20 protein-coding genes are annotated in these 26,466 nt (G+C 72.2%); 13 read left to right on the top strand and 7 right to left on the bottom strand.

The window, feature by feature from the left end:
- The first annotated feature begins 110 nt into the window (after positions 1-110).
- Positions 111-2,183, top strand: a complete 2,073-nt coding sequence (locus ACLJPY_RS04090) for a putative Ig domain-containing protein (protein ID WP_410587003.1) — start codon at positions 111-113, stop codon at positions 2,181-2,183.
- A 44-nt stretch (positions 2,184-2,227) separates the two neighbouring features.
- A complete protein-coding gene (locus ACLJPY_RS04085; RefSeq protein ID WP_410586646.1) occupies positions 2,228-3,091 on the top strand; it encodes a GNAT family N-acetyltransferase in 864 nt (287 codons plus the stop codon).
- On the opposite strand, the gene ACLJPY_RS04080 is transcribed toward ACLJPY_RS04085, so the two are convergent.
- Positions 3,016-3,372 (bottom strand): MmcQ/YjbR family DNA-binding protein, encoded by a 357-nt coding sequence (locus tag ACLJPY_RS04080; protein WP_410586645.1) that lies wholly within the window; start codon positions 3,370-3,372, stop codon positions 3,016-3,018. The genes ACLJPY_RS04085 and ACLJPY_RS04080 overlap by 76 nt on opposite strands.
- 53 nt (positions 3,373-3,425) lie before the next feature.
- Between ACLJPY_RS04080 and ACLJPY_RS04075 the strand changes: the two genes are divergently transcribed.
- Positions 3,426-4,193 (top strand): fructosamine kinase family protein, encoded by a 768-nt coding sequence (locus ACLJPY_RS04075; RefSeq protein ID WP_410586644.1) that lies wholly within the window; start codon positions 3,426-3,428, stop codon positions 4,191-4,193.
- Here ACLJPY_RS04075 and ACLJPY_RS04070 read toward each other — a convergent pair.
- Positions 4,190-4,855 carry an HNH endonuclease family protein gene (locus ACLJPY_RS04070; protein WP_410586643.1) on the bottom strand — a complete coding sequence of 222 codons (666 nt, stop codon included), beginning with the start codon at positions 4,853-4,855 and terminating at the stop codon, positions 4,190-4,192. The two genes, ACLJPY_RS04075 and ACLJPY_RS04070, sit on opposite strands and share 4 nt — an antisense overlap.
- A gap of 94 nt (positions 4,856-4,949) precedes the next feature.
- On the bottom strand, positions 4,950-5,381 hold the full coding sequence (locus ACLJPY_RS04065; protein ID WP_410586642.1) for a hypothetical protein: 432 nt from the start codon (positions 5,379-5,381) through the stop codon (positions 4,950-4,952).
- A gap of 1,139 nt (positions 5,382-6,520) precedes the next feature.
- Here ACLJPY_RS04065 and ACLJPY_RS04060 point away from each other — a divergent pair.
- Positions 6,521-7,363, top strand: a complete 843-nt coding sequence (locus ACLJPY_RS04060) for an urea carboxylase-associated family protein (RefSeq protein WP_410586641.1) — start codon at positions 6,521-6,523, stop codon at positions 7,361-7,363.
- A gap of 44 nt (positions 7,364-7,407) precedes the next feature.
- On the opposite strand, the gene ACLJPY_RS04055 is transcribed toward ACLJPY_RS04060, so the two are convergent.
- A complete protein-coding gene (locus ACLJPY_RS04055) occupies positions 7,408-9,141 on the bottom strand; it encodes a pyruvate dehydrogenase (RefSeq protein WP_410586640.1) in 1,734 nt (577 codons plus the stop codon).
- 70 nt (positions 9,142-9,211) lie between these two features.
- Between ACLJPY_RS04055 and ACLJPY_RS04050 the strand changes: the two genes are divergently transcribed.
- Together ACLJPY_RS04050 and ACLJPY_RS04045 are read left to right on the top strand one after the other, a co-directional pair.
- Positions 9,212-10,123, top strand: coding sequence for a LysR family transcriptional regulator (locus ACLJPY_RS04050; protein ID WP_410586639.1), 912 nt, complete (start codon positions 9,212-9,214; stop codon positions 10,121-10,123).
- Between the two features lie 51 nt (positions 10,124-10,174).
- Complete coding sequence (locus ACLJPY_RS04045) at positions 10,175-11,272, top strand: calcium:proton antiporter (RefSeq protein ID WP_410586638.1); 1,098 nt, start codon at positions 10,175-10,177, stop codon at positions 11,270-11,272.
- Positions 11,273-11,464: 192 nt separating this feature from the next.
- Here the strand turns inward: ACLJPY_RS04045 and ACLJPY_RS04040 are convergent, their stop codons facing one another.
- The 3 genes from ACLJPY_RS04040 to ACLJPY_RS04030 all read right to left on the bottom strand — a co-directional run bounded on the left by ACLJPY_RS04040 (position 11,465) and on the right by ACLJPY_RS04030 (position 19,680).
- Entirely contained in the window at positions 11,465-13,855 is a 2,391-nt protein-coding gene (locus tag ACLJPY_RS04040; RefSeq protein ID WP_410586637.1) for a SpoIIE family protein phosphatase, read from the bottom strand.
- The gene (locus ACLJPY_RS04035) at positions 13,852-18,402 is read right to left on the bottom strand and encodes a HAMP domain-containing protein (protein ID WP_410587002.1); all 4,551 of its coding nucleotides are present in this window, start codon (positions 18,400-18,402) and stop codon (positions 13,852-13,854) included. The genes ACLJPY_RS04040 and ACLJPY_RS04035 overlap by 4 nt, the downstream gene beginning before the upstream one ends.
- A gap of 306 nt (positions 18,403-18,708) precedes the next feature.
- Positions 18,709-19,680 carry a magnesium transporter CorA family protein gene (locus ACLJPY_RS04030; protein ID WP_410586636.1) on the bottom strand — a complete coding sequence of 324 codons (972 nt, stop codon included), beginning with the start codon at positions 19,678-19,680 and terminating at the stop codon, positions 18,709-18,711.
- A 114-nt stretch (positions 19,681-19,794) separates the two neighbouring features.
- Here ACLJPY_RS04030 and ACLJPY_RS04025 point away from each other — a divergent pair, with 114 nt between their 5' ends.
- Genes ACLJPY_RS04025 through ACLJPY_RS03995 form a run of 7 tightly spaced genes read left to right on the top strand, consistent with a single transcriptional unit; the run spans position 19,795 to position 26,465 of the window.
- Complete coding sequence (locus ACLJPY_RS04025; protein WP_410586635.1) at positions 19,795-20,739, top strand: helix-turn-helix domain-containing protein; 945 nt, start codon at positions 19,795-19,797, stop codon at positions 20,737-20,739.
- Positions 20,740-20,796: 57 nt separating this feature from the next.
- Complete coding sequence (locus ACLJPY_RS04020) at positions 20,797-21,564, top strand: MoaF C-terminal domain-containing protein (protein ID WP_410586634.1); 768 nt, start codon at positions 20,797-20,799, stop codon at positions 21,562-21,564.
- A gap of 29 nt (positions 21,565-21,593) precedes the next feature.
- Positions 21,594-21,989, top strand: a complete 396-nt coding sequence (locus ACLJPY_RS04015; RefSeq protein WP_410587001.1) for a nuclear transport factor 2 family protein — start codon at positions 21,594-21,596, stop codon at positions 21,987-21,989.
- Positions 21,986-23,158, top strand: coding sequence for an ABC transporter substrate-binding protein (locus tag ACLJPY_RS04010; RefSeq protein ID WP_410586633.1), 1,173 nt, complete (start codon positions 21,986-21,988; stop codon positions 23,156-23,158). Before ACLJPY_RS04015 ends, ACLJPY_RS04010 begins: the two co-directional genes overlap by 4 nt.
- 10 nt (positions 23,159-23,168) lie before the next feature.
- Positions 23,169-24,029 (top strand): branched-chain amino acid ABC transporter permease, encoded by an 861-nt coding sequence (locus ACLJPY_RS04005; protein ID WP_410586632.1) that lies wholly within the window; start codon positions 23,169-23,171, stop codon positions 24,027-24,029.
- Positions 24,016-25,776, top strand: coding sequence for an ABC transporter permease subunit (locus tag ACLJPY_RS04000; RefSeq protein ID WP_410586631.1), 1,761 nt, complete (start codon positions 24,016-24,018; stop codon positions 25,774-25,776). The genes ACLJPY_RS04005 and ACLJPY_RS04000 overlap by 14 nt, the downstream gene beginning before the upstream one ends.
- Positions 25,773-26,465 carry an ABC transporter ATP-binding protein gene (locus ACLJPY_RS03995; protein ID WP_410586630.1) on the top strand — a complete coding sequence of 231 codons (693 nt, stop codon included), beginning with the start codon at positions 25,773-25,775 and terminating at the stop codon, positions 26,463-26,465. The genes ACLJPY_RS04000 and ACLJPY_RS03995 overlap by 4 nt, the downstream gene beginning before the upstream one ends.
- Position 26,466: the final 1 nt, after the last annotated feature.

The following is a 26,466-nucleotide window of genomic DNA, read 5'->3' as shown; positions in this document are numbered from 1 at the left end:
GGCCGATGGAACCCGACTCATGGCGGGTTCCGCCCGTCTGGGACGCAGAGGACGCTTTGCGTGGCTCCCAGGGGCGGAGCCGGGAAAGGACGACCTCCATGAGATCGAGGGTGCTTTCTGCTGCGCTCGCCGTGGCCACCGGCCTGCTGGGCACAGTCGCCGTCGCCGCACCGGCCGAGGCCGCCGCGGTGTGCGGCGACCAGCTCATCGGCAACGGCGGGTTCGAAAGCGGCACTGCGCCGTGGACCCAGACCAGCGGGGTCATCTCCGCCGCCACCACCGCGGAACCCGCGCACGGCGGGACGATGGTCGCCTGGCTGGACGGCTACGGCAGCACGCACACCGACACCCTGTCGCAGTCGCTGACCCTCCCCGCGGGCTGCGCGTCGGCGACGCTCTCGTGGTGGACGCACATCGACACCAAGGAGACATCGACCACCACCGCCTACGACAAGCTGGTGGTGCAGGCGGGTTCGGACACCCTGGCCGGCTATTCCAACCTGGACAAGAACACCGGCTACGTCCAGCGGAGCGTGGACGTCTCCCGCTACCTCGGCCAGACGGTGACGCTGAAGCTCACCGGCACCGAGGATTCGAGCCTGGCCACCAACTTCGTCCTCGACGACTTCTCGCTGTCCACGACCGGGACGAGCAACCCGCAGTCCCCGGTCGTCACCTCGCCGGGCGCGCAGACCGGCGTCGTCGGACAGGCCGCGTCGCTGCAGATCCAGGCGAGCGACCCGCAGGGCGACACGCTCACCTACAGCGCCACCGGCCTGCCCGCGGGCCTGTCGATCGGCTCGGGCACCGGCAAGATCACCGGCACGCCGACGACCGCAGGCACCTCCTCGGTGACCGTGACGGCGAAGGACCCGGCCGGCAACAGCGGCAGTGCCACCTTCACGTGGACGATCACCGCGGCGCCCGCCGACTCGACGCGCACGCCGATCAACCCGGCCTACACGGTGAACCTGACGTCGAACACCGCGGGCGACACCTGGACCGGGCACCAGAGCGTCAGCTTCACCAACGGTTCGGCGACCGCGCTGCCCGAGGTGTACCTGCGGCTCTGGGACAACTACCACGGCAGCTGCCCGAGCACGCCGATCACCGTCACGAACGTCACCGGCGGCACGCCGTCCGCGCTGAGCGTGAACTGCACGGCGCTGAAGATCACCCTGCCCGCGCCGCTGGCCCAGGGCCAGTCGGCGACCATCGGGTTCGACCTGAGCATCGTCGTGCCCAGCGGCGCCGACCGGTTCGGTCACGACGGCGCGTTCAACATGATCGGCAACGCCCTGCCGGTGCTCGCCGTCCGCGACGGTGCGGGCTGGCACCTGGACCCGTACACGAACAACGGCGAGGCGTTCTACACGGTGATCAGCGACTTCGACGTCACGCTCGTGCACCCGACGTCGCTGCTGACCCCGGCCACCGGCACCTCGACCGAGACGACCAGCGGCAGCACGACCACCACGCACGCGGTGGCGCCGAAGGTCCGCGACTTCGCGTGGGGCGCCGGGCCGTTCGCGAAGATCAGCACGACTTCGGGCAAGGGCGTGCGGGTCAACGTCTATTCGGTCAGCGGGATCTCCACCAGCAGCGCCAACCAGATGCTGACGCTGGCCGCCGACGCCATCGACGTCCACTCGGGCCGCTTCGGCGACTACCCGTACGGCGAGGTGGACGTGGTGCTGGACAACAACTTCTGGTTCGGCGGCATGGAGTACCCGGGCTTCGTGATGGACCTCGTCTCGACCACGGCGCTGCCCCACGAGCTGGCGCACCAGTGGTGGTACGGGATCGTCGGTGACGACGAGTACAACTCGCCGTGGCTGGACGAAAGCTTCACCGACTACGCCACCGACCTCTACCGCGGCATCGACGGCAGCGGCTGCGGCATCACGTGGCAGTCGAGCGCGGAGAAGCTGACCAACTCGATGGCCTACTGGGATGCCCACTCGTCCCGGTACTCCACAGTGGTCTACAACTACGGCAAGTGCACGCTGCACGACCTGCGGCGGCTGATCGGCACCACGGCGATGGCGAACCTGCTGAAGTCCTACGCCCAGTCGCACTGGTACGGCGTGTCGACCACGGCGGAGTTCAAGGCCGCGGCGCAGGCGGCGGCCGGCTCGACCGACCTGACGTCGTTCTGGGCTTCGCACCGCGTGGAGGGCTGAAAAACCGGTTGGAGTTCCCCGTCCGCGTCCGCCACTGTGGGGACGTGGACGGGGAACGGCTCTTTTGCGGCACCGCTCTGGCCGAGCGCATCGAACGGGCGGAGGCGCGGTTCGTCGCGGCCTGCAGCGACGCGGCCCGGCTGCGGCTCGGCGATGGTCGCGGCTTCACCCGCCCGCTCGCCGGGGGTGTCGCGACCTTCGCCGAGGCGGGCTCGCCGTTCAACAAGGTCGCGGGCCTCGGTTTCGCCGGCTTGCCGGACCCCGCGCAGCTCGGCGAAGTGGAAGCGGCGTTCGCCGAGCTGGAGGCGCCGGTGCAGGTCGAGCTTTCCCAGCTCGCCGACCCGTCGGTCGGCGCGTTCCTGACCGCGCGCGGCTACCGGCTGGAGTCCTACGAGAACGTGCTGGGGCGGCGGGTCGCGGGCGGCTCGGTTCCCGGCGACGTCCGTGCTTGCCGCGAGGACGAGCTGGAGACCTGGCTGTCCGTCGTGGCCGGAGCGTCTCTCGTGGCCGACGGGCAAGGCCTGCCCTCGACCGAACACTTCCCCCGCGAGCTGCTCGTGAACGCCCTGCGGGACATGGACGGCGTCCGGCGGTACCTCGCCGAACGCGACGGCGAGTTCGCCGGCGGCGCGAGCTTCCGCGTCACCGGCGGGATCGCGCAGTTCACCGGCGCGGCGACTGTGCCCGCGCACCGGCGCCGCGGCGTCCAGACGGCGTTGCTGCGGGCCCGGCTCGCCGCGGCCGCCGCAGCCGGGTGCGACATCGCCGTCGTCACGACCCAGCCGGGGTCGAAGTCGCAGCAGAACGTGCAGCGGCAGGGGTTCGACCTGCTCTACGCGCGGGCGATCCTGGTGAAGGGCACCTCGGCGACGAGTTCCTCCGGGGCCGAGAGCCGCCAAGCCTCGTAGAGGAGCTCGGCGAGCTCGTCGGCGTCGACGCCGTCGAGGTACACGACCACCCAGCCGAAGCCGCCGGCGGTGAACTGGACCTCGAACACGTCCGGCCGTTCGGAAACCAGCGCCAGCTGCTCGGACACGGTCTGCTTGAGGCCGACGGTCCGGGTCCGCGGCCAGAAGTAGCCGAACCGCTTGCCGCGCACGCTGAACGACGAGTAGTCGCGCGCCTCCGAGCGCTGGACCTCCGCCAGCGTCCCGAGCAGCCGTTCGAGTTCCCGGACCTGCACCGTCACCGTGTTCCCCCTGTCTCCGGCGACCACCGTAGCGCGCCGGTACCGTGCGGGACATGAGCGACGTCCGCGAAGCCGTTCTCGACGACGGCCGCGAGGTGGTGGTCAAGCGGGGTCACGCGCCCGGCGCGACGGCGGCCGAGGCGGCGGGCCTGCGCTGGCTGGCCGCGGCGGGCACGGTGCCGGTGCCCGCGGTGCACAGCCACGACGGGGACCGGCTGGTCATCGACCGCGTCCCGGCCGGGCGTCCGACGGCCGCGGCGGCGGAACGCTTCGGCCGCGGGCTCGCCGGCCTGCACAGCGCGGGCGCACCGGCGTTCGGCGCGCCACCACCGGACGGACCGGCGCAGGCGTGGATCGGCCGGGCGCCGATGGCCAACGTGCCGGCGGCGGACTGGGCGTCCTGGTACGCGGCCGACCGCGTGCTGCCCTACGTCCGGACGGCGGTGGACGCGGGGACGTTCAGCCCGGCCGAAGCGGCGGTGTTCGAGCGGGCGTGCGCCCGGATCCCGCCCTCGGCCGAGCCGCCGGCGCGGCTGCACGGCGACCTGTGGAACGGCAACGTCCTGTGGGACGGCCACGACGTCTGGCTGATCGACCCGGCCGCGCACGGTGGCCACCGCGAGACGGACTTGGCGATGCTGCACCTGTTCGGCTGCCCGCACCTCGACCGCGTCCTGGCCGCCTACGACGAGGCGACCCCACTGGCGGACGGCCGGCGCGACCGGATCGGGCTGCACCAGCTGTTCCCGCTGCTGGTGCACACCGTCCTGTTCGGACGGTCCTACGCCGCGCGGGCGCTGGTGGCGGCGCGCTCGTTCTAGCAGTGGCCGAGCATGGTCTCCAGCGCGGTCTTCTCGGGGACGGTGATCGTCAGGCCGTAGTTGCGCTTGACGACGATCCAGTCGGTGGCGTAGGTGCACCAGTAGGAGACCAGCGGCGGCTTCCAGGCGTCCGGTGCCTTGTCGCTCTTCTGCACGTTGAGGTTGTCGGTGACCGCCTTGAGCTGCGGGCGGACGAGGTCGTTGGCGAACTGTTCACGCCGTTCGCGCGTCCACGACTTGGCGCCGCTGATCCAGGCCTGCCCGAGCGGTACCACGTGGTCGATGTCCACATCGGACGCCTTGTGCCAGGTCTGCCCGTCGTAGGGGCTGACCCAGGTGCCGGACTTCGGGGCGCACTGCGCGTCGGTCTTGACGTCCTTGCCGTCGCGCTTGAGCACCTGCTCGCGGACGTCGCAGTTGGCGTCGACCTTGTCCCAGTGCGGGAACTCGTCCCGGCTGTAGCCGTCCATGGTGCCGCGCACGGCGATCTTCAGCGCGGCCAGCTCGGTCTTCGCTTCGGCGGGCGAAACCGGCGGGGCGGCGGTGGTCGCGGGCGCCTGGGTGAGGGACCCGCCGGAGGCGAGGCCGTCGGGGACCTTGCAGCTGGTGAGGGCGGAACCCGCGAGGACGGCGAGAAGGACAAGCGCTCGGGTGCGCGGCATCGTGAACCCCTTTCACGTCTACCGGGAGGTGCCCAGCGGGCGCGCCGGAGAAACGGTGCAACGGGCGGACTTGACGCGAAAAGATCGTTGCAGGTCAGGAGCCGTGGAAGACCTGCCCGACGAACACGGCGGCCACGATTCCCACGGTGACGAGCACGGTGAGGACGAACAGCAGACCCCATGGGATTTGCCGGATCGGCCGCGGCCGCGGGAAGACGGCCGAGGCGGACCCGCGCGCGGGCGGGATCCACGGGTCGTCGTCCGGGACCGGTGGCGGTGGCGGTGACGGTGGCAGGTCCACGGGGATGACGGCGGGCAGTTCCGGCAGCCGGGAGAGGACGGGCAGCCGTGCGGGGAACCCGTCGGCGATCAGTGCGGAGCGGGGCGGGGCGAGGTGGGCCAGGGAGAGGGCGTAGCAGGCGTCGAGGACGTCGTCGGCCGACCAGACGGTGCGCCAGCGGTTGTGCTGGGCGATGATCCGCCGCAGGCCACGCGGATCGGCGAGGACGACCGCGACGCCGGGCACGGGGTGCGGATCGGGCCAGTGGAGGGCCGGTGGGTCGAGGCGGGGTGGGGGCGCCGGGAATGCCTGGGGTGCCTGGGCTGCCTGGGCTGCCGGCGGGGTGATTCCGCGGGCGGCTGGTATTTGGTCGTGCTCCGGCTTTTGCGGGCTTCCACCGCCTTCTCCCCCGCGCGCGGGTGTTGAGGGCTCGCTGGTTGGCGCGGCCGGGGCTTGCGGGCCGCGTGGCTGAGCCATCCTCGACTCTTGCGGCGGCCCATCCGGCGCCATACCGGGCTCGCTGGCTCGCGCGGCCCAGCCTTCGATTCGGTCCGGCCGAGCCAACTCCGGCTCGTACGGCCACCCGTCCGGCACCATCTCCGGCCCGCCGGTCGGCGCGGCCAGGGCTTGCGGGCCGCGTGGCGGAGCGACCCTCGACTCGTGCCGCGGCCCATCCGGCGCCACACCGGGCCCGCCGGTTGGCGCAGCCGGGGCTTGCGGGCCGCCCGGGCGAGCCGGCTCCGGCGCCTGCGCCCGCAAGCCGGACGCGTGCAGGCCGGGCGCGTGCAGGACCATTTCGGGCTCACGAACTTGCCCAGCCGAGTCTTCCGCCCCACCCGGCCGAGCCGGATCCTGCGCGCCCCGCACCGTTCCGGGCGCAGCCGCCGCCGGGGGGACCACCGCGACCAGGCCCGTCACGTGCCTGCCGCCCTCGTGCCCGGCCAATGCCCCCTTCGCCGCCGCCACCGCGGCTCCCGTGCGGTCGCCCGGGCCCGGCCACTGGGCCGGGCCGGGTTCGTGTGCCGCGATCACCACCACTCCGCAGCGGGTGAACACCAGTGCGTCCACCGATCTCGGGCCCAGGCGGGTCGGGAGGGTGATGCCGGCCAGTGCCAGGCCCGTCAGGTGGTCCGGACCGGGGCCCCACGAACGCAGCAACGCCACCAGATGCTCGGCTGCCGCGGGGAGCGGCCGGTCTTCGCCGGTGCGCTGGAGGGTCACGAGCACGCCGGTCACCCCCTCCCACGACGCCAACCGCGAGCACCCCCTCGACGGTAGGAGGCAACCCCGCCGCTACCCCAGCAGCCGAACGAGTGGTCGATCACCACGGTGGGTAGCCGGGGCATCCTGGAGCGGCACCCGCCCACCGACCAGGGAGACCGCCGATGGCTTCACCCCCAGCCGCGTACCAGGGACCCGCCCTCGACGTCGACCGGCCCTTCTACCGGCGGCTCGCCGGCGAAGCGGGCCGGGAGCTCGTCGAGGCGTTCGAGGTCCCGATCCGCTCGGGACGCGCGTGGCGAGTGCCGCGCGGGCACCTGTGCCGCCTGCGGACCGTCGAGGGCCCCCAGGTCGGCGACCTCAACCTGTGGCACGCCGCCGACCCGCGCGAGCGGTTCTGGGCCGCGCGCACCCGCCAGCTGCAGCGCGCCCACGTCAGCACCTTCGACCGGCTGTGGTCGACGCTGCCGTTCCTGCGCCCGCTGGCCACGATCACCGCCGACACACTCGCCGGCCACGGCGAGGACGGCGACGGCGGCCGCGTCCACGACCTGCTCGGCACCCGGTGCGACCCGTACGTGAACCGGATGCTGACCGGTGAGGACTTCGACTTCCACTGCCACTCGAACCTGGTCCGCGCGGTCGCGCCCTTCGGGCTCACCGAGTTCGACGTGCACGACGTGCTGAACGTCTTCCAGTGCACCGGCCTCAACGACGAAGACCGCTACTTCATGAAGGCCAGCCCCGCCCGGCCGGGCGACCACTTCGAATTCTTCGCCGAGGTGGACCTGCTCTGCGCGCTGTCCACCTGCCCGGGCGGCGACCTGTCGGTGCCGCTGTGGGGACCGGACGCCCGCGACCCGATCGGCACGTGCCACCCGATCGGCGTGGAGGTCTTCCGGCCGCGGCCGGAGCTGCTCGCGGACTGGCGGCCGCCGGAGCGCGCGGCCTACCGCGGCCTGCACGGCATCCGGCTGCCGGACCGCAACGGTGAAACCGCGTCTTGACGGCGACGGGTCGCGGTCCACTGTGGACTGCGGCCCGCTTTTCCCTACGGTCGCGGGGTGTTGCGGAGGTTGGTGCGGGCCAGGTCGACCATCTTGCCGACACCGCCGTTGAGCACCGTCTTCGTCGCGCCCAGTGCGAACCCGCGGACCATCTCGCCGGTGATGCGCGGCGGGATCGACAGCGCGTTCGGGTCGGTCACCACCTCGACGACGGCCGGGCCGGGGTGGGCGAACGCCTTCTCCAGCGCGCCGCGCACGTCGGCCGGGTCCTCGACCCGCACGGAGAACACGCCGCAGGCGGCCGCGATCGCCGCGAAGTTCACCGGGGCGTGGTCGGTGCCGAAGTCCGGGAGGCCGTCGACGAGCATCTCCAGCTTCACCATGCCCAGCGTGGCGTTGTTGAACACCACGACCTTCACCGGCACGTCGTAGGCGGGCAGCGTCAGCAGGTCGCCCATCAGCATCGCGAGCCCGCCGTCGCCCGACAGCGACACGACCTGGCGGCCCGGCTGGGACAGCTGCGCGCCGATCGCGTGCGGGAGCGCGTTCGCCATGCTGCCGTGCCGGAACGAGCCGAGGACGCGGCGGCGGCCGTTCGGCGTCAGGTAGCGCGCGGCCCAGACGTTGCCCATGCCGGTGTCGACGGTGAACACGGCGTCGTCGGCGGCGACGTCGTCGAGCACCGAGGCGACGTACTCCGGGTGGACCGGGCGGCGGTGCTCGATCTTCGTCGTGTAGGCGCCGACGACCTTTTCCAGCTTCCGCACGTGCTCGCGCAGCATCCGGTCGAGGAACGCGCGGTCGGTGCGGGGCCGCAGCAGCGGGAGCAGCGCCTGCAGGGTCTCCTTGACGTCGCCGTGCACGGCCAGGTCCAGCGGGGTGCGCCGGCCGAGGCGGGAGGCGTCGTGGTCGAGCTGGATCGTGCGGGCCTGCGGGAGGAAGTTGTCGTACGGGAAGTCCGTGCCGAGCAGCACGATCCGGTCGGCTTCGTGCATCGCGTCGTAGCAGGCGCCGTAGCCGAGCAGGCCGCTCATGCCGACGTCGAACGGGTTGTCGTACTGGATCCACTCCTTGCCGCCGAGCGAGTGCCCGACCGGCGCGGCGAGCTTCTCGGCCAGCGCCATGACTTCGTCGTGTGCGCCGCGGACGCCCGCGCCGGCGAAGAGCATGACCTTCTCGCCGGAGTTCAGCAGGTCGGCGAGCTCCTGGACGGTCTCGGGAGCCGGCACGGCGGGCGAGGGTGCCACCAGCGGGAGGCGTTCGGTGAGCGGGCCGGTGGCCTTGCGGTCGGCGAGGTCGCCGGGGATGGTCAGCACGGCGACGCCGCCCTTGCCGACGGCGGCCTGGGTGGCGATCCGCAGCAGGCGCGGCAGCTGGGCGGGGTCGGCGACGACCTCGCTGAAGTGGCTGCATTCGGTGAAGAGCCGGTCCGGGTGGGTTTCCTGGAAGAAGCCGGTGCCGATCTGGTTCGACGGGATGTGCGAGGCGATGGCCAGCACCGGCGCGCCGGAGCGGTGGGCGTCGAACAGGCCGTTGATGAGGTGCAGGTTGCCGGGCCCGCAGCTGCCCGCGCAGACGGCGAGCTTGCCGGTGACCTGTGCTTCGGCCGCGGCGGCGAAGGCGGCGGTCTCTTCGTGGCGGACGTGCACCCAGTCGATGCCGTCGGTGCGGCGCACGGCGTCGACGATGGGGTTGAGGCTGTCGCCGACGATGCCGTAGATGCGCTCGACGCCCGCGTCGCGCAGGGTCCTGACCAGTTGTTCTGCCACGGTAGCCATGCCTCCAGCGTGGCCCGGAATGATCGATGCGTCCAATGCCTGATCGGGCGAAATTCCATACACTGGTGGCATGGACGTGCAGACGTTGCGGCTGTTCCGCGAAGTCGCCGCCGGCGCGACGGTTACCGAGACCGCCGCGCGCGGGCACCTCACCCAACCCGCGCTGTCGCGAGCGCTGCGGCGGCTGGAGCACGACGCCGGCGCCGAGCTGTTCCGCCGGTCCGGGCGGGTGCTGCGGCTGACCCCGGCCGGGCACGCCTTCAAGCGGCACGTCGACCTCGCGCTCGACCAGCTCGACCAGGGCCTGCGCGAGGTCGGCGAGATCGTCGCGCCGGGCACCGGTGTCGTGCCGCTGGCGTTCCTGCACACGTTCGGGACCTGGCTCGTACCCGCCGTGCTGCGCGGTTTCCTGCGCGAGCACCCCGGCACCCGGTTCGAGCTGCGGCAGCACGGCGAGGCCGGGCTCGAGGCGGAGCTGCTGGCGGGCACCGCGGACCTGGTCATCACCAGCGGCGACCCCGGGCACCCGCAGCTGCACTGGTCCCGGCTGCTCGTCGAGCCGCTGCGGCTGGCCGTGCCGCCGCAGCACCGGCTCGCCGGCCGGCGGCGGGTGCGCCTCGCCGACCTCGCGGACGAGACGTTCATCCTGCTGCGGCCCGGCTACGCCCTGCGCGAGACGACCGAGCGGCTGTGCGGCGAGGCCGGGTTCACCCCGCGCATCGGGTTCGAGGGCGACGAAGTCGAGACGCTGCGCGGGCTCGTCACCGCGGGGCTCGGCGTGTCCGTGCTGCCGCTGCCGCACACGGCGGCGTTCCCGGCGCCGCACCTGCGTCTGACCGATGTGGACGCTGCGCGTGACATCGGGCTCGCGTGGGCGGCCGGGCGGAACCTCCCGCCGCCCAGCGAAACCTTCCGGCGGCACGTCCTCGCCACCGTGCCCGCCGAATTCGACCGTCCACATCGGACGATGTCGGAAATGTGAGAATTCTTGTACCGGCACGCACCGTGACCGGTGGTGTGCGACGCTGGGGGTATGGTCGCCGCGCTGAGATCCTTCCTGCTGTCCTGGACCTCCGTCACCCCGGTGCTCGGCGTGCTCGTGCTCGCGCTGGCCTGGGGCCGCGACCTCGGCCCGGTCTTCGTGGCGGTCGTGGCCGTCGCGCTGGGGGCGACCGTGCTGGCGGCGGTGCACCACGCCGAGGTCGTCGCCCACCGGGTGGGTGAACCGTTCGGCTCGCTGGTGCTGGCGGTGGCGGTCACCGTCATCGAGGTCGCGCTGATCGTCACGATGATGGTGTCCGGCGGCCCGGAGGCGGGCTCGCTGGCGCGGGACACGGTGTTCGCCGCCGTCATGATCACGACCAACGGCATCGTCGGGATCTCGCTGCTCGTCGGCGCCCGCCGCTACGGTTCGACGTTGTTCAACTCCGAAGGCAGCGGGGCGGCGCTGGCGACGGTCGCGACGCTGGCCACGCTGAGCCTGGTGCTGCCGGCGTTCACCTCCAGCACGCCCGGACCGGTGTTCTCGACCACGCAGCTGACGTTCGCGGCGCTGGCGTCGCTGGTGCTGTACGGCACGTTCGTGCTGACGCAGACGGTCCGCCACCGCGACTTCTTCCTCCCGGTGGCGGCCGACGGCGCGGTCAAGGAGGACGAGCACGCCGAGCCGCCGTCCACCCGCGCGGCGCTGGGCAGCCTGGCGCTGCTGCTGGTGGCGCTGATCGCGGTGGTGGGGCTGGCGAAGGTGGAGTCACCGGCGATCGAGGCGGGCGTGCGGGCCGCCGGGTTCCCGCAGTCGTTCGTCGGTGTGGTGATCGCGCTGCTGGTGCTGCTGCCGGAGACGCTGGCGGCGGTCCGCGCGGCCCAGCGCGACCGGATGCAGATCAGCCTCAACCTCGCCTACGGCTCGGCGATCGCGAGCATCGGCCTGACGATCCCGGCGATCGCGCTGGCGTCGGTGTGGCTGCCGACCCAGCTCCTGCTCGGCCTGGGTCCCACCCAGATCGTCCTGCTGGCCCTGACGGTGGTGGTGAGCGTCCTGACGGTCGTCCCAGGCCGCGCGACCCGCCTGCAGGGCGGCGTCCACCTGGTCCTGCTGGCGGGGTTCCTGGTCCTGGCGATCAACCCGTGATGCCCTTTCCATCACGCGTGATGCCCTCCCAAGCACGCATGAAGCCCCGCGGGTCACGTGTGATGCCCGTTTCGGCCCACCGCTGGGCTCGGGCCAAGCCCGGGCCCGTGATTGGAGAGGCATCAGCCGTGACTGGAGAGGCATCACGGGTGATCAGCGGGGCATCACGTGTGATTGGAGGGGCATCACGGGTCAGGCGGTGGTGACTTCGATGCCGACTACGCAGGTGTCGTCGTCGGTGTCGGCGGTGCTGTAGGTCAGGAGGGTGTCCAGCTGGTGCTCCAGGCCGCCGTCGTGGCCGTGGACCAGGGTGACCAGGCGGGACACCGAATCCTGGACCGGGCGGTCGCGGCGCTCGATCAGGCCGTCGGTGTAGATCAGCAGGATGTCGCCCTCAGCCAGCTGGAGCTCGTCCTCCTCGTAGGTGACGTCGCGGACCGCGCCGAGCAGGGAGCCGCGGATCAGGGGCAGCGTCGTCGCCGTTCCGTCGCCGTGGCGGACGATCGGGGGCAGGTGGCCCGCCCGGGCCCAGCGCAGCTTCCGGTGCGCCGGGTCGTACACCGCCGCCACCGCCGTCGCCGTGACGTGGTCGGTCAGGTGGTAGGCCACCAGGTTGAGCCACGTGAGCAGCTGCGCGGGCCCGGCTCCGGTCGCCGCGAGGCCGCGCAGGGCGTTGCGGAGGCTCACCATGCCCGTCGCCGCGTCGATGCCGTGGCCGGCGACGTCGCCGACGCAGAGCAGGACTTCGCCGGTCGGCAACGCGACCGCGTCGTACCAGTCGCCGCCGACCAGGTGTTCCTTCTCCGCCGGCCGGTAGCGGACCGCCGCGCGCAGGCCCGGCATGTCGATCGGGCCCTTGGCCGGCGGCATGATGGCGTGCTGCAGCTGCAGCGCGAGCCGGTTGCGCTCGATCGCCTGCTGTTCGGACTCGGCCAGCCTGTCCCGCGTCGCGGCCAGCGCCACCTCGGTCCAGTGCTGCGAGGAAACGTCCTGGTAGGCGCCGCGGACCGCGACCAGATCGCCGCGGGCGTCGACGACCGGTTCGGCGACCACCCGGATGTGCCGGGCGACGCCGTCGGAGCGCTGCAGCCGGAACGCCGTCGACGACGGGCGCTTGTGGTGCAGCACGGCCCGCAGGAACCGGCCGATCGCCGGGGCGTCGTCGGGGTGGGCGTGCGTGGCCAGTTCGTTCAGCGACAGCGGCGCGGCCGTCGGCGGCAGGCCGTACAACGAGAACAGCTCGGTGTTCCAGGTGATCGCCCCGGTGACGACGTTCTCTTCGAAGCCGCCGATCCGCCCGAGCCGCTGGGCGTGCTGCAGCAGCACGGCGAGCTTGGCCGCGTCGTCCTGGATGCGCAGGATCAGCAGCACGTTCCCGGCGAACCGGGTCACGCTGACGTCGGTCAGCACGGTCAGCGGCACCTGGTCGACCAGCGTGGTGACCGCCATGCTTTCGGCCCGGAACGGCTCGCCGGTCGCGTAGACGCGCTGGATCTTGTCCAGCAGCCCGCTCTCCTCGGCCGCGAGCGGGTACGACTCCAGCAGCCGGGTGCCGACGATCCGGCTGCGCGGCCGCCCGCCGGGGTCGGTGAACCGGACGTTGGCGTGGTGGATGCGGAAGTCGCTGAGCCGGCCGCCGCCGTCGACGCACGGCGAGAGCAGCACGGCCGGGTCGTGCAGGCCGTCGATGAAGTCGACCAGCTCGCCGAGGAAGTCACCGGAACCGTCGGCGGCGACCGGCGGGACGACGCCGTCCCACGTGTCGAGGGTGTGCGCGCACAGCTCGGCCAATGCCTCCAGCTGACGGCGCTGCCGGCCCGGTTCCGCGGGCAGCGGCTCCGGCCAGCACATCTCGACGACGCCGATGATCCGGCCGCCGGTGCCGGTGGGCACCGTCACCCGGCCGCCGGCCGACAGCGTGTGCTGCCCGATCGACGGCAGCCCGGCGCCGGCGAGCGTGGGCAGCCAGACGGTGTCGCGCTCGAGCAGCGCGCTGCGCGCCGGGGTCGCCACGCCGGGCGGGACGTAGCACCAGCGGGCCGCCTCCTCGGCGGAGAACCCGGCCGAGCCGGCCAGCGTCAGCGACCCGTCCGGGCCGGCCAGCCACACCGCGACGGCGGTGGCGCCGAGCGGCCGCAGCGCGTGCTCCAGAATGGACTCCGCGACGCGCTGGGTGTCCCCGGCCGCGAGCACGCCGCTCTCGGCCGTGCGCAGCCGCACCGCGACGGACTCTTCGCCTTCGGCACGGGCCAGGAACTCCTGCGTCACTTCGCTGATGCGGTCCTCGGCCGCCTCGCCGACGACTTCCGCGGCGAACTCCAGCGGTGTCATCCCCGAGCGCTCGGCGAGGCTCTCCAGCTGCTTCGCCGCGTCCGGCGGCGTGCACTGCAGGCGTTCCATCAGCACGCCCTTGGCCAGCTCGATCAAGCCGCGGCCGTCGGCGACGGCGTGGGCGTGCTCGACCTCGCCGCGCAGGCGCGCGACGGTGTCGGCGAGCCGGGCGAGGTTGGCCGACACCTCCGCCGGTGAGAGCAGGACGGGCAGGGCCAGCTCTTCGGTGGGCAACCGGTCGTCGTCGATCACGCGGTCACGTGCCGCTTGATGCGGGTGATGAGGTCGTCGGCGTCCACCGGTTTCGTCACGTAGTCGGTCGCGCCCGAGGCCAGGCTCTTCTCCCGGTCGCCGGGCATCGCCTTGGCCGTCACCGCGACGATCGGGATCCCGGCGTGCTCGGGCATCGCGCGGATCTTGGCGGTCGCGGTGTAGCCGTCCATCTCCGGCATCATCACGTCCATCAGGATCAGGTCGATGCCCGGGTGCGACGCGACCGTCTCGACGCCCTTGCGGCCGTCCTCGGCGTGCAGCACGTGCATCCCGTGCAGCTCCAGGATCCCGGTCAGCGCGTAGACGTTGCGCGGGTCGTCGTCGACGATCAGCACCGTCCGCCCGGCCAGGGTCGTGTCGACGTCGGCCGCCCGCACCGGCGCCGCCGGCTCGTCCGGGCGGACCAGCGGCAGCACCGCGCCGGGTTCCTCCGCTGACAGGTGCAGCGCGATCCGTTCGCGCAGCTCGTCGAGCCCGGACAGCACCTCGAGGGACTGCACGTCGGCGCGGGACTGCACGAGCTGCTCGAGTTCGCCGTCGAGCCGGCGGCTGTTGTGCGCGAGCACCGGGACCAGCCGCAGCGCGCTGTCGCCCTGCATCGCGTCGAGGAAGGTGAACGCGGTCCGGTCCGGCAGGTCCAGGTCGAGGACCACGCAGTGGTAGGCGTCGGTGGCCAGTGCCGCGGCCGCCTCCTGGGTGCCGACGGCGGTGACGACCTCGACGTCGGCGGGCGAGAGGCCGATGTCCCGGCTGTCGGCCAGGTCCGCCGCCGCGCTCTCGGCGACGAGGGTCAGCAGCCCGTGCTGGCGTTCCTCGACGACCAGCAGCCGCCGGTGCGCCCGCGGCCCCGACACGGCGAGGACGGCACCGGGCTCGGTGGTCACGACGGCGGTGCCGGGGTGCTCACCGGCGGGCAGCGGCGCGAAGTCCGGGCGCGCGACCGGCAGCGTGAAGGTGAACGTGCTGCCCTCGCCGAGCGTGCTGTCGGCGGTGATCACGCCGCCGAGCAGCTGCGCGATTTCGCGGCTGATCGACAGGCCGAGGCCGGTGCCGCCGTACTTGCGGCTGGTCGTGCCGTCGGCCTGCTGGAACGCGCCGAAGATCGATTCCAGCTGGTGCTCGGCGATCCCGATGCCGGTGTCGGTGACGCGGAAGGCGACCGCGGGCCCGTGCACCCGCAGCGGCCGCGGCAGGGTGTCCGGGTCGACCGCCTCGATGTGCAGCTCGATCCCGCCGACCTCGGTGAACTTGACCGCGTTGGACAGCAGGTTGCGCAGCACCTGCCGCAGCCGCGAGTCGTCGGTGAGCAGTTCGACGGGCGAGCCGGGGGCGACGGTGATCCGGAAGTCCAGGTTGCGCTGGGAGGTCATCGGCCGGAACGTCGCCTCGACGTAGTCGATGAGCTGGCGCAGCGACACCTGCTCGGGGGTGACGTCCATCTTCCCGGCCTCGACCTTCGACAGGTCGAGGATGTCGTTGATCAGCTGCAGCAGGTCCGAGCCCGCGGAGTGGATGATGCCCGCGTACTCGACCTGCTTGGCGGTGAGGTTGCGGGTGGGGTTCTGCGCGAGCAGCTGGGCGAGGATCAGCAGGCTGTTGAGCGGGGTGCGCAGCTCGTGGCTCATGTTGGCCAGGAACTCCGACTTGTACTTCGACGCCAGCGTCAGCTGCTGGGCGCGGGCCTCCAGCTCCTGGCGGGCCTGCTCGATCTCCAGGTTCTTCGTTTCGATGTCGCGGTTCTGCGTGACCAGCAGCGCCGCTTTCTCCTCCAGTTCGGCGTTGGAGGACTGGAGTTCCTCCTGCCGGGCCTGCAGCTCCTCCGAGCGGGCCTGCAGTTCCGCGGTCAGCCGCTGCGACTCGCCGAGCAGCTCGTCGGTGCGGGCGTTGGCGACGATGCTGTTGACGTTGACGCCGATCTGTTCCATCAGCAGCTCGAGGAACGCCCGGTGCACCATGGTGAAGCCGTGCACCGACGCCAGCTCGATGACGCCGAGCACCTGGTCCTCCACCACGATCGGCAGCACGATCAGGCTGGCCGGCGTGGTGCTGCCGAGGCCGGAGGAGATGGTGGCGTAGCCGGGCGGGACGTCGTCGACCGCGATCGCCTTGCGGCTGCGGGCGGCCTGCCCGACCAGCGACTGGCCCACGCGGAACCGGACCGCGGGGCCGTCTCCGTCGTCCGGGTGGCCGTACGCGCCGACCAGCCGCAGCTCGGGGACTTCGGCGGTGTCGTCGGCCAGGTAGAACGCGCCGTACTGGGCGTTGACCAGCGGGACGAGCTCGTCCATCACCGCGGCCGCGACGACGGCGAGGTCGCGGCGGCCCTGCATCAGCCCGGTGATGGTGGCCAGGTTGGACTTCAGCCAGTCTTGCTCCTGGTTCGCCCGCGTGGTCTCGCGCAGGGACTCCACCATCGAGTTGATGTTGTCCTTCAGCTCGGCGACCTCGCCGGAGGCGTCGACGGTGATCGAACGGGTCAGGTCGCCCTCGGCGACCGCGCTGGTGACCTCGGCGATCGCGCGGACCTGCCGGGTGAGGTTTCCGGCCAGCTCGTTGACGTTCTCGGTCAGCCGCTTCCAGGTGCCCGAGACGCCTTCGACCTCGGCCTGGCCGCCGAGGCGGCCTTCGCTGCCGACCTCCCGCGCCACGCGCGTGACTTCCGCCGCGAACGCGGAAAGCTGGTCGACCATCGTGTTGATCGTGGTCTTGAGCTCGAGGATCTCGCCGCGGGCGTCGACGTCGATCTTGCGGGTCAGGTCGCCCTGGGCGACGGCGGTGGTCACCTGGGCGATGTTGCGGACCTGCCCGGTGAGGTTGTTCGCCATCGAGTTGACGTTGTCGGTGAGGTCCTTCCAGGTGCCGGCGACGTTCGGCACCCGGGCCTGGCCGCCGAGCATGCCTTCGGTGCCGACCTCGCGGGCCACGCGGGTGACTTCGTCCGCGAACGCGGACAGCGTGTCGACCATCGTGTTGATGACGTCGGCGAGGGCCGCGACCTCGCCCTTGGCCTCGACGGTGATCTTGCCCGACAGGTCACCGCGCGCGACCGCGGTGGCGACCTGCGCGATCGAACGCACCTGGCCGGTCAAGTTCGACGCCATGACGTTGACGTTGTCGGTGAGGTTCTTCCACGTCCCGGACACGCCGCGGACGGTGGCCTGGCCGCCGAGGTTGCCCTCGGTGCCGACTTCGCGGGCCACGCGGGTGACTTCGTCGGCGAACGCGGACAGCTGATCCACCATCGTGTTGATGGTGTCCTTGAGCTCGAGGATCTCGCCGCGGGCGTCCACGCGGATCTTCTGGGACAGGTCGCCGCGGGCGACCGCGGTGGTGACCTGCGCGATCGACCGGACCTGCGCGGTGAGGTTGTCGGCCATGACGTTGACCGACTCGGTGAGGTCCTTCCAGGTGCCGGAGACGCCCTTGACGTCCGCCTGGCCGCCGAGGCGCCCTTCGGTGCCGACCTCGCGCGCCACCCGGGTGACCTCGTCGGCGAACGCGGACAGCTGATCCACCATCGTGTTCAGCGTGTCCTTGAGCTCGAGGACCTCGCCGCGGGCGGTGACGTTGATCTTCTGCGACAGGTCGCCGCTCGCGACCGCGGTGGCGACCTGGGCGATGTTGCGGACCTGGTCGGTCAGGTTGCCGGCCATGAAGTTCACCGAGTCGGTGAGGTCGCGCCAGGTGCCCGAGACGCCCTTGACGTCGGCCTGGCCGCCCAGCCGGCCCTCGGTGCCGACTTCTCGCGCGACGCGGGTGACTTCGTCCGCGAACGAGGACAGCTGGTCCACCATCGTGTTGATGGTGTTCTTGAGTTCGAGGATTTCGCCGCGGGCGTCGACGGTGATCTTCTGGGACAGGTCGCCCTTCGCGACCGCCGTCGTCACCTGGGCGATGTTGCGGACCTGGTCGGTCAGGTTGCCCGCCATGAAGTTCACCGAATCGGTGAGGTCGCGCCACACGCCGCCGACGCCGGGCACCTGGGCCTGCCCGCCGAGGCGGCCTTCGCTGCCGACCTCGCGGGCGACGCGGGTGACTTCGTCGGCGAAGGACGACAGCTGGTCCACCATCGTGTTGACGGTGTCCTTCAGCTCCAGGATCTCGCCGCGGGCGTCGACGTCGATCTTCTGCGACAGGTCGCCCTTCGCCACCGCGGTGGCGACCTGCGCGATGTCGCGGACCTGGGTGGTGAGGTTGCCGGCCATGGCGTTCACCGAATCGGTGAGGTCCTTCCACGTGCCGGAGACGCCGGGGACCTTCGCCTGCCCCCCGAGCTGCCCCTCGCTGCCGACCTCGCGGGCCACGCGGGTGACCTCGGAGGTGAACAGCGAGAGCTGGTCGGCCATGCCGTTGAACACCGTGGCGATCTCGCCGAGCAGGCCGTCGGCCCCGCCGGGCAGCCGGATGCCGAAGTCGCCGTCGCGGACGGCGGTCAGGCCGGCCAGCAGCCGGCGAAGCTCCTGCTCGCCGGCTTCGCCCACGCCCGAAGCGTCCGCCCCCGCACCCGGGCGCGTCCCTTCGACCATTGCCCCGCTCATCCGCCACCCGTTTCTCCGGTTGTCCCGCTGCAGGCACAGCGGATGGCTCAGCATAGTGCAGCTGCACTATGCTGAGCGGCAACGGTTGAGCAACCAGCCGCGCCCGTGTCCGCGCGTGCTCCCCGAGGCGGCTCCCGAAGCCTTTTTCTTACCTGCCAGGCCAATCCGGCCGCGCCGGCCGTTCGGCTGAATGGCGGCACCGGATCCGCCGACGCGCGTCCCGGGCGTCGGCGGGCTTCGGCGCGCCCGCGTTCCGGACGTCCGGAGTGGACACTCCACTGTGGAGCCGCGGGCTCAGAGCCAGTCCTTCTTCTTGAACAACCCGTACAGCCCGAACGAGAGCACCAGCACCACGATCGTCGAGGTCCAGAACCCGGCCGGCGTCCCGTTCCCCGGGTACGGCACGTTCTGGCCGTAGAACCCGGTCACCGCGGTCGGCACCGCGATCACCGCCGCCCACCCGGTGACCTTCTTCATGATCAGGTTGAGCCGGTTGCTCTGCAGGTTCAGCTGCGTTTCGCGGATCGTGTTGACCAGCTCCCGCAGCGACTCGGTCTGCTCCGCCGCCTGCCGGGCGTGGTCGTGGACGTCTTCGAAGTACGGCCGGGTCAGCTCGTCGGCCAGGTGCAGGTCCGGGCGCATCAGCGAGCTGATCACCTCGCGCATCGGCAGCACCACCTTGCGCAGCCGGGTCAGGCTTTTGCGCAGCCGGAACGAGCGGCGCTGCAGCACCGACTGGTCCGGCCGGTCGTCGAAGACGAGGTCTTCCAGGCCTTCGACCTCTTCGTCCAGCGCCTGCACGGCCTCGTACTGCCCGTCCACGACGAAGTCGAGCAGGCCGTGGACCAGGAACGGCACGCCGGACCCGGCGAGTTCGGTGCTTTCGTCCCAGCGGCGCACCACCGCCTCGATGTCGAACCCGTCGTCCTTGCGGACGGTCACCAGCGCCTGCCGCGTGAGGAACGCCGCCAGTTCGGCCGTCGCGAGGTCGCCGGTGGCCGCGTCGAACCGGACCGCGTAGGCGGTGAGGAAGGCGTGCTCGGCGTAGCGGTCGAGCTTCGGCCGCTGGCGCTCCCCGGCGGCGTCCTCCACCGCCAGCCGGTGCAGCCCCAGTTCGGCGGCGAGCTCGGCCAGGTCCGCTTCCGACGGCTCGCACAGGTCGACCCACACGGCGGTGCCCGCTTCGGCCAGGAAGTCGGACACGTCCGCGACGGGGAAGTCTTCCTTGTGCAGCACGCCGTCGCGGTAGGCCCGGGTTCTCGTCATGCCGGCGGGGTGCCCGATCGGGCTGCGCTTCACACGGAGCGGGGCATTGTCGCCGTAGATCGTATCGCTTATCGTATACGACGCCGTGCCCTCCCACCGCTGCGAGGTGACCCCGTGCCCGCCCCGACGACCCTCATCGCCCGTGATTTCACCGAGTTCCGCGCCGCCGTGTCCCAGTCCTTCGTGCCCCTGCACGTGACCGCGGGCGGTGACGGCTTCCGCGGCCGGATCCGCTCGTCGGCGGCCGACGACGTGCAGGTTTCCGAGATCACCGCTTCGCCCCACGTCGTCGAGCGCACGCCGGAGCTGATCGCGCGCGGCGAGCGCCGCTACTACAAGCTCAGCCTGATCCTGGCCGGCACCGGGCTGCTGGTGCAGGACGACCGCCAGGCCGTGCTGCGCCCCGGCGACGTCGCCCTCTACGACACGCACCGGCCGTACTCGCTGGTGTTCGAAGAGGACTTCCGGACGCTGGTGGTGATGTTCCCGCAGCGGCTGATCGACCTGCCCGCCGAGCTGGTCGGGCGGCTGACCGCGGTGAAGATGTCGGGCAAGGAAGGTGTCGGCAACGTCGTCGTGCCGTTCCTCGCCCAGCTCGGCGGCAACCTCGAGCAGCTGGCCGGCCCGGCGGGCGCGCGGCTGGCGCACAGCGCGGTCGACCTGCTGTCCACCCTGGTCGCCACCGAGCTGGACCTCGCGCGCGCGAACGCCGATCCGCACCACGAGCTGATGCGCCGGATCCGCGCCCACATCGACGCGAACCTGCAGTCGGCCGACCTCAACCCGGCGCGGATCGCCGCCGAGCACTTCATCTCCACCCGGCACCTGCACGGGCTGTTCCAGGAGCAGGGCACCACTGTCTCCGGCTGGATCCGCACGCGGCGGCTCGAGCACTGCCGCCGCGACCTGCTCGACCCGGTGCACGCCGGCCGCCCGGTCGCGGCCATCGCCGCGCGGTGGGGGTTCGTCGACGCCGCGCACTTCAGCCGCGTGTTCAAGAGCGCGTTCGGGCGGGCGCCGAGCGAGGTGCGCCGGGAGTTGACCGTCAGCGTCCGGTAGTTGCCCGCCAGCGCGTGACCGCTCGCCCACGGCGCCGGGCCACCCGACGATGAGGCCATGCCCGAAGCCCCCACCGACGGCTGGCGCACCTACGACGAGTTCGCCGCCGGGATCGCCACCTACCGCCTGCCGAACGCCGACCTCACCGGGCGGGACGTCACGCTCACCCTCGACGACGGCGAAACCCTGGCCCTGACGTTCACCGACGCCGGGCACGTCGTGTGCAACGGCGTCGAAGACCCGTACGACGCGGTCGCCGTCCGCGAGGACGTCTTCTTCGTGAACCTGCCGCGCACCAGCGTCGAGGGCGAAGCGCTGACCGTCGTGTACTCGACGGCGACCCACCGCGCGCTCGCCGTCCGCTCGGTGATCGGCGCCGAGGACGTCGACGGCGTTCCCCGCGTCTCGCAGGAGTTCCGGGCGGGCGTCACCGACGGCGGGCAGCCGTCGGGGGATGTGCCGGGGCCCTCGCGCGATCTGATCGGCAAGCGGAACCTCTACCGCTACAGCCCCGACCACCTCTACGAGCACGTCTACGTCTCCTCGCAGCGCTACGCCTGGCAGTGCCTGGAAGGCGTGCAGCGCGGGCACGGCGACATGGACCTGTCGACGGTGTGGAAGTTCGCCGACGGGCTCTACCTGTTCTGCTTCCGCGAGTTCCGGATCGCCGTGGCCAGCGTGTGGCTGCACGACCTCGGCTACGCCCTGCGCACCACCGGCGTGTTCCTCGGCCTGACCGGCGACGGGCGGTCCGAGCACTCCCGCGCCGGCGGCCACATCTACCCGCTGGGCGCGGTGGCCTACCCCGACGCCCAGCCCGTCTGAAGGAGCCCGACGTGTCCCACGTGCCCGACGTGTCCAACGTGGATGTCATCCGCGCGCACTACGCCGCCAGCGACCGGGGCGACCTGCCCGGCATGCTCGCCCCGCTCGGCCCGGAGACGACGTGGACCGAGGCCGCCGGGTTCCCCTACGCCGGCACCTACACCGGCCCCGAGGAGGTGCGCGAACACGTCTTCGAGGCGATCGGCCGGGACTGGGACGGCTACCGCTTCACCCTCGGCGACCTCTTCGACGCCGGCAACACGGTGATCGGCGTCGGCACCTACACCGGCACCCACCGCCGGACCGGCGGGTCGTTCACCGCCCGCGTCGCGCACCTGTGGCGCTTCGACGGCGGCGCACTCGCCTCCTTCGAGCAGATCGTCGACTCCGCGCCCGTCGTGGCCGCAACCCGGGAGCAGCAATGAGAAAAACCCTGCCCACGCTCGCCGTCGCCGTGCTCATGGCCACCGCGGGCTGCGCCGGTTCGGACGCGGGCGCGAACGGCCCGATCGTCGTCGGTTCGGTCAACGCCCTCTCCGGCGCCGCGACCTTCCCGGAGGCGTCACAGGCCGCGAAGGCCGTGTTCGACGCGGCCAACGCGGCCGGCGGCGTCAACGGCCGCAAGATCGAGTACAAGGCGATCGACGACAAGGGCGACCCGGCCGCGGCCGCGGCGGCCGCCCGCGAGGTGGTCGGCGGCGACCGGGCCGTCGCACTCGTCGGGTCCTCCAGCCTCATCGAATGCGAAATCAACGAGAAGTACTACGAGCAGCAGAAGATCCTGTCGATCCCGGGCATCGGCGTCGACCCGGCGTGCTTCTCCAGCCCGAACATCGCGCCGGCCAACGTCGGCCCGTTCCACGACATGACACTCACCCTGCTCTACGGCTCGGAAGTGCTGAAGCAGGACGACATCTGCGCGCTGCTGGAAATCGCCGGCAACACCCTCCCGGCCTACCAGGCGGCCATCGCGGAGTGGACGAAGATCACCGGCAAGAAGCTGAAGTACGTCGACTCGACCGTGCCCTACGGCGGCTCGGACTACACGCCCTACATCGTCAAGGCGCGCGCGGCGGGCTGCAAGGCGATCACCGTCAACCCGGTGGAGCCGGACTCGATCGGCCAGCTCAAGGCCGCACAGGCCCAGGGCTGGACCGACGTCACCTGGCTGCTGCTGACCAGCGTCTACAGCGAGAACTACGCCAAGGCGATCTCCAACGCGGGCGCCGGCGTCTACGTGCCGGCGGAGTTCTACCCGTTCACCGACGCCGCCGCCCCGGCCAACAAGGACTGGCGGGACCTGATGACCCAGCACAAGATCCCGCTGACGTCGTTCAGCCAGGGCGGCTACCTGGCGGCGAAGTACTTCCTCGCCGTGCTGCGCGGCATGAAGGGCGACATCACGCGCGAGACCGTGTCGAAAGCCCTGCGCGAGATGAAGCCGATCACCGACCCGATGGTCGGGACGCCGTACGTGTTCGGCCCGGGCCAGGCCCACCACGACAACACCGCGGGCTGGCCGATCAAGCTCGCCACCGGCGCCGGCAAGTGGGAACTGGCCGCGCAGGACTGGCTCCGGATCCCGCGGTCCTAGGAGGACGTTCATGCTGCAGGGCGCTCTGGCCGGTCTCGCCGCCGGCGGGCTCTACGCGGTGCTCGCCGTGTGCCTGACCCTGATGTCACGGCTGGTGCGGGTGGTCAACTTCGCCCAGTCCGCGACCGGGATGTTCGGCTGCTACGTCGCCGTCTTCCTCGCCGCCCACCTCGGCTTCCCGTCGTGGGTGGCGACCCCGGCGGGCATCCTGCTCGGCGGCGCGCTGAGCGCGGTGCTGGGCTGGATCGTCTCCACGTGGCTGGCCGAGGCGGACACGGGCACGCGCTCGGCGGCGACCGTCGCGGTGCTCCTGCTGCTGATCTCGCTGGCGTTCATCCTGTTCGGGAACAAGCCGCAGCCGTTCCGCCCGCTGCTGGCCGGGCCGGCGTTCACCGCCGGCGGCGTGGTGGTCAGCCAGGTCACGGTGGTGACGGTCGCGCTGGCGGTGCTGGTCGCGCTCGGCTGCCGGGCGGTGCTGACCCGGACGTCGCTGGGCGTCCGCCTGCGGGCCCTCTCGGAACGCCCGACGACGGCGGAGCTGCTGGGCATCCCGGCCCGGCCCCTGTCGGTCGGGGTGTGGACGGCGACGGGCGTGATCGCCACGCTCGCGGTGTCGATCGTGGCACCGTCGCAGTCCAACGACCCCACGTCACTGGCGATGCTGGTGGTCCCGGCCGCCGCGGCGGCGCTGCTGGGCAGCTTCCGGCGGCTGGACCTGGCGGTCGCGGGCGGGCTCGTGCTCGGCATGGCGCAGGGCGCGGTCGCCCAGAGCGACCGGCTCTCGGTCCTGCGGTACTTCCTGCCGTTCCTGGTCATCGTGGCACTGCTGCTGTGGACGCAGCGCAAGGAGGTCTGGGATGCGGCTCGCTGAACCGGTGCCCGGCGCACCGCAAGAACGGCGGCGCGGCGCGGGGTGGACCGAAGGCCCGCTCGCCCGGGCGGGCCTTCCCCTGCTGGTCGCCGCGGCCGCGATCGCGGTCGGCTACGCGCTCAGCGTCGGGCTGGCCGGGTACTTCGTCTACCTCGGCGTCAGCGCCGTCGTCGCCGCCATCGCGCTGCTCGGGCTCGGCGTGGTCACCGGGACCGCCGGGATGATCTCGCTCTGCCAGCTCACCTTCGCCGCCGTCGGGGCGTTCGTCGTCTCCGCCTGCAACGTCGCCGGCGTACCCGGCGGGTTCGTCACCTGGCTGCTGCTGGGCGGACTGGCCGCCGCCGCGGCCGGGGTGCTCGTCGGGCTGCCCGCGCTGCGGCTGCGCGGCATCACCCTCGCCGTGGTCACCCTCGGGCTCGCCGCGGCCGCCGACCTCACCCTCGTGCAGATCCAGTTCCCCGGCGCCACCGACGGCCTCTCCGTCGAACGGCCCGGCGCCTTCTCCGACGACCGGTCCTACTTCCTCTTCGCCGTGCTCGTGCTCGTCGCCTGCGGGCTGGCCGTGCACTTCCTGCGCCGCGGCCGCTGGGGCAGCAGCTGGCACCTGGTCGCCTTCTCCGAACGCGGGACCGCCGCGGTCGGCGCGGGCGTGCGGACCTCCAAGCTCACCGCCTTCGCCGTCAGCGCCGCCCTCGGCGGCATCAGCGGCGGCCTGCTCACCGGCCAGGTCGGGCTCGCCTTCCCGGCCAGCTTCACCGCCATCCAGTCCCTCGCCCTCTACGTCCTGGCCGTCATGTCCGGCGCGCACCTGATCGACATGGCCGTCTTCGGCGCACTGCTCTGGGTCGCGGTGCCCGAGCTGCTCAAACGCTGGGGCGTGCCGCAGGACTGGGGGTTCGTCGTCTTCGGCGTGCTCGGCGTCCAGGCCCTCACCAGCCGCGGCAACCTCGGCACCGCCGTGCGGGCACTGTGGTACCGGCGCCGGACCCGCATCACCGCCGGGCTGACCGGCGTCGCCGACGTCGAGCCGGTGCCGATCGGCGACCCCGTGCTCGAAGTGCGCGGGCTGAGCGTCTCCTTCGGACACGTCACCGCACTGTCCGATGTGGACATCACCGTGCCGGAACACGGCATCCTCGGCGTCATCGGCCCCAACGGCGCCGGCAAGTCCACCCTGGTCGACGCGCTCAGCGGCTTCCTCCCCCGCGCCACCGGCACCGCCACCCTCGACGGCCGTCCGCTCACCGGCTCGCCGACCCGGCGCGCCCGCAGCGGACTGCGCCGGACCTTCCAGCAGGACCGCGTGCCACCCGGCCTCACCGTCGGCGCCTACGTGCGGTTCGTCGCCCGGCGGCGGCTCACCGGCCGCGAAGTCGCCGACGCACTGGAGTTCTTCGGCTGCCCCGGCCCGCGGACACCGCTGTCCCGGGTCGACGCGGGCGCACGGCGGCTCGTCGAAGTCGTCGGGCACCTGCTCGCCAAGCCCCGCGTCCTGCTGCTCGACGAACCGGCCGCCGGACTGCCGCACGAAGAGCACGTGGCGTTCGGAGGGCGGCTGCGGCAGGTCCCGGCCCGGTTCGGGGTGTCGGTCCTGCTCATCGAACACGACCTCGACCTCGTGCGGTCGGTCTGCGACACGCTCACCGTGCTCGACTTCGGGCAGGTCCTGGCGAGCGGACCGCAGGCGGACGTCCTGGCCGACCCGGCCGTGCTGAAGGCGTACATGGGCGAAACGGAGCTGCTGTGAACACGTTGCGAGCCGACGGGCTGACGGTCGAGCGCGGGGCGGGCCCGGTGATCCGGGACGTCGGGTTCACCCTCGAACCCGGCCGGATCACCGCGCTGGTCGGACCGAACGGCGCCGGGAAGACCAGCCTGCTGGAGGCCCTCTCGGGCGTGGTGGCGCCCTCGGCCGGCCGGGTCCACATCGGCGAGGTCGACGTCACCCGGCACTCCCGGGTCGCGCGGGCGCGGCTCGGGCTCGCCCACATCGAACAGGGCCGCGCGGTCTTCCCCGGGCTGACGGTCCTGGAAAACCTCCGCCTCACCGCACGCACCCCCGCGGCCCTCGACGAGGTCCTCGCACTGTTCCCCGAACTGGACAAGCGCCGCGACTCCCCGGCCGCGCTGCTGTCGGGCGGCGAGCAGCAGATGGTCGTGCTGGCCCGCGCGTTCGCCGCCCGCCCCGCGTTCCTGCTCATCGACGAAATGTCACTCGGCCTGGCACCGGTGGTCTTCACCCGCCTGCTGCCGGTGGTCACCCGGTTCGCCGCCGAGGGAGCCGCGATCCTGCTGGTGGAGCAGTTCACCCACCTGGCCCTCGGTGTCGCGCAGGATGCGGTGGTGGTCTCCTCGGGCCACGTCACCTACACCGGCGACGCCCGCACCCTCCTCGACTCCCCCGCCACCCTGCACGCCGCCTACCTGGGGTCCTGAG

The organism is Amycolatopsis sp. lyj-23 (assembly GCF_046549135.1).
Classification (GTDB): Bacteria; Actinomycetota; Actinomycetes; order Mycobacteriales; family Pseudonocardiaceae; genus Amycolatopsis.
Note: the sequence above shows the minus strand (reverse complement) of the source record. Positions and strands in the feature narration are given on the sequence as shown.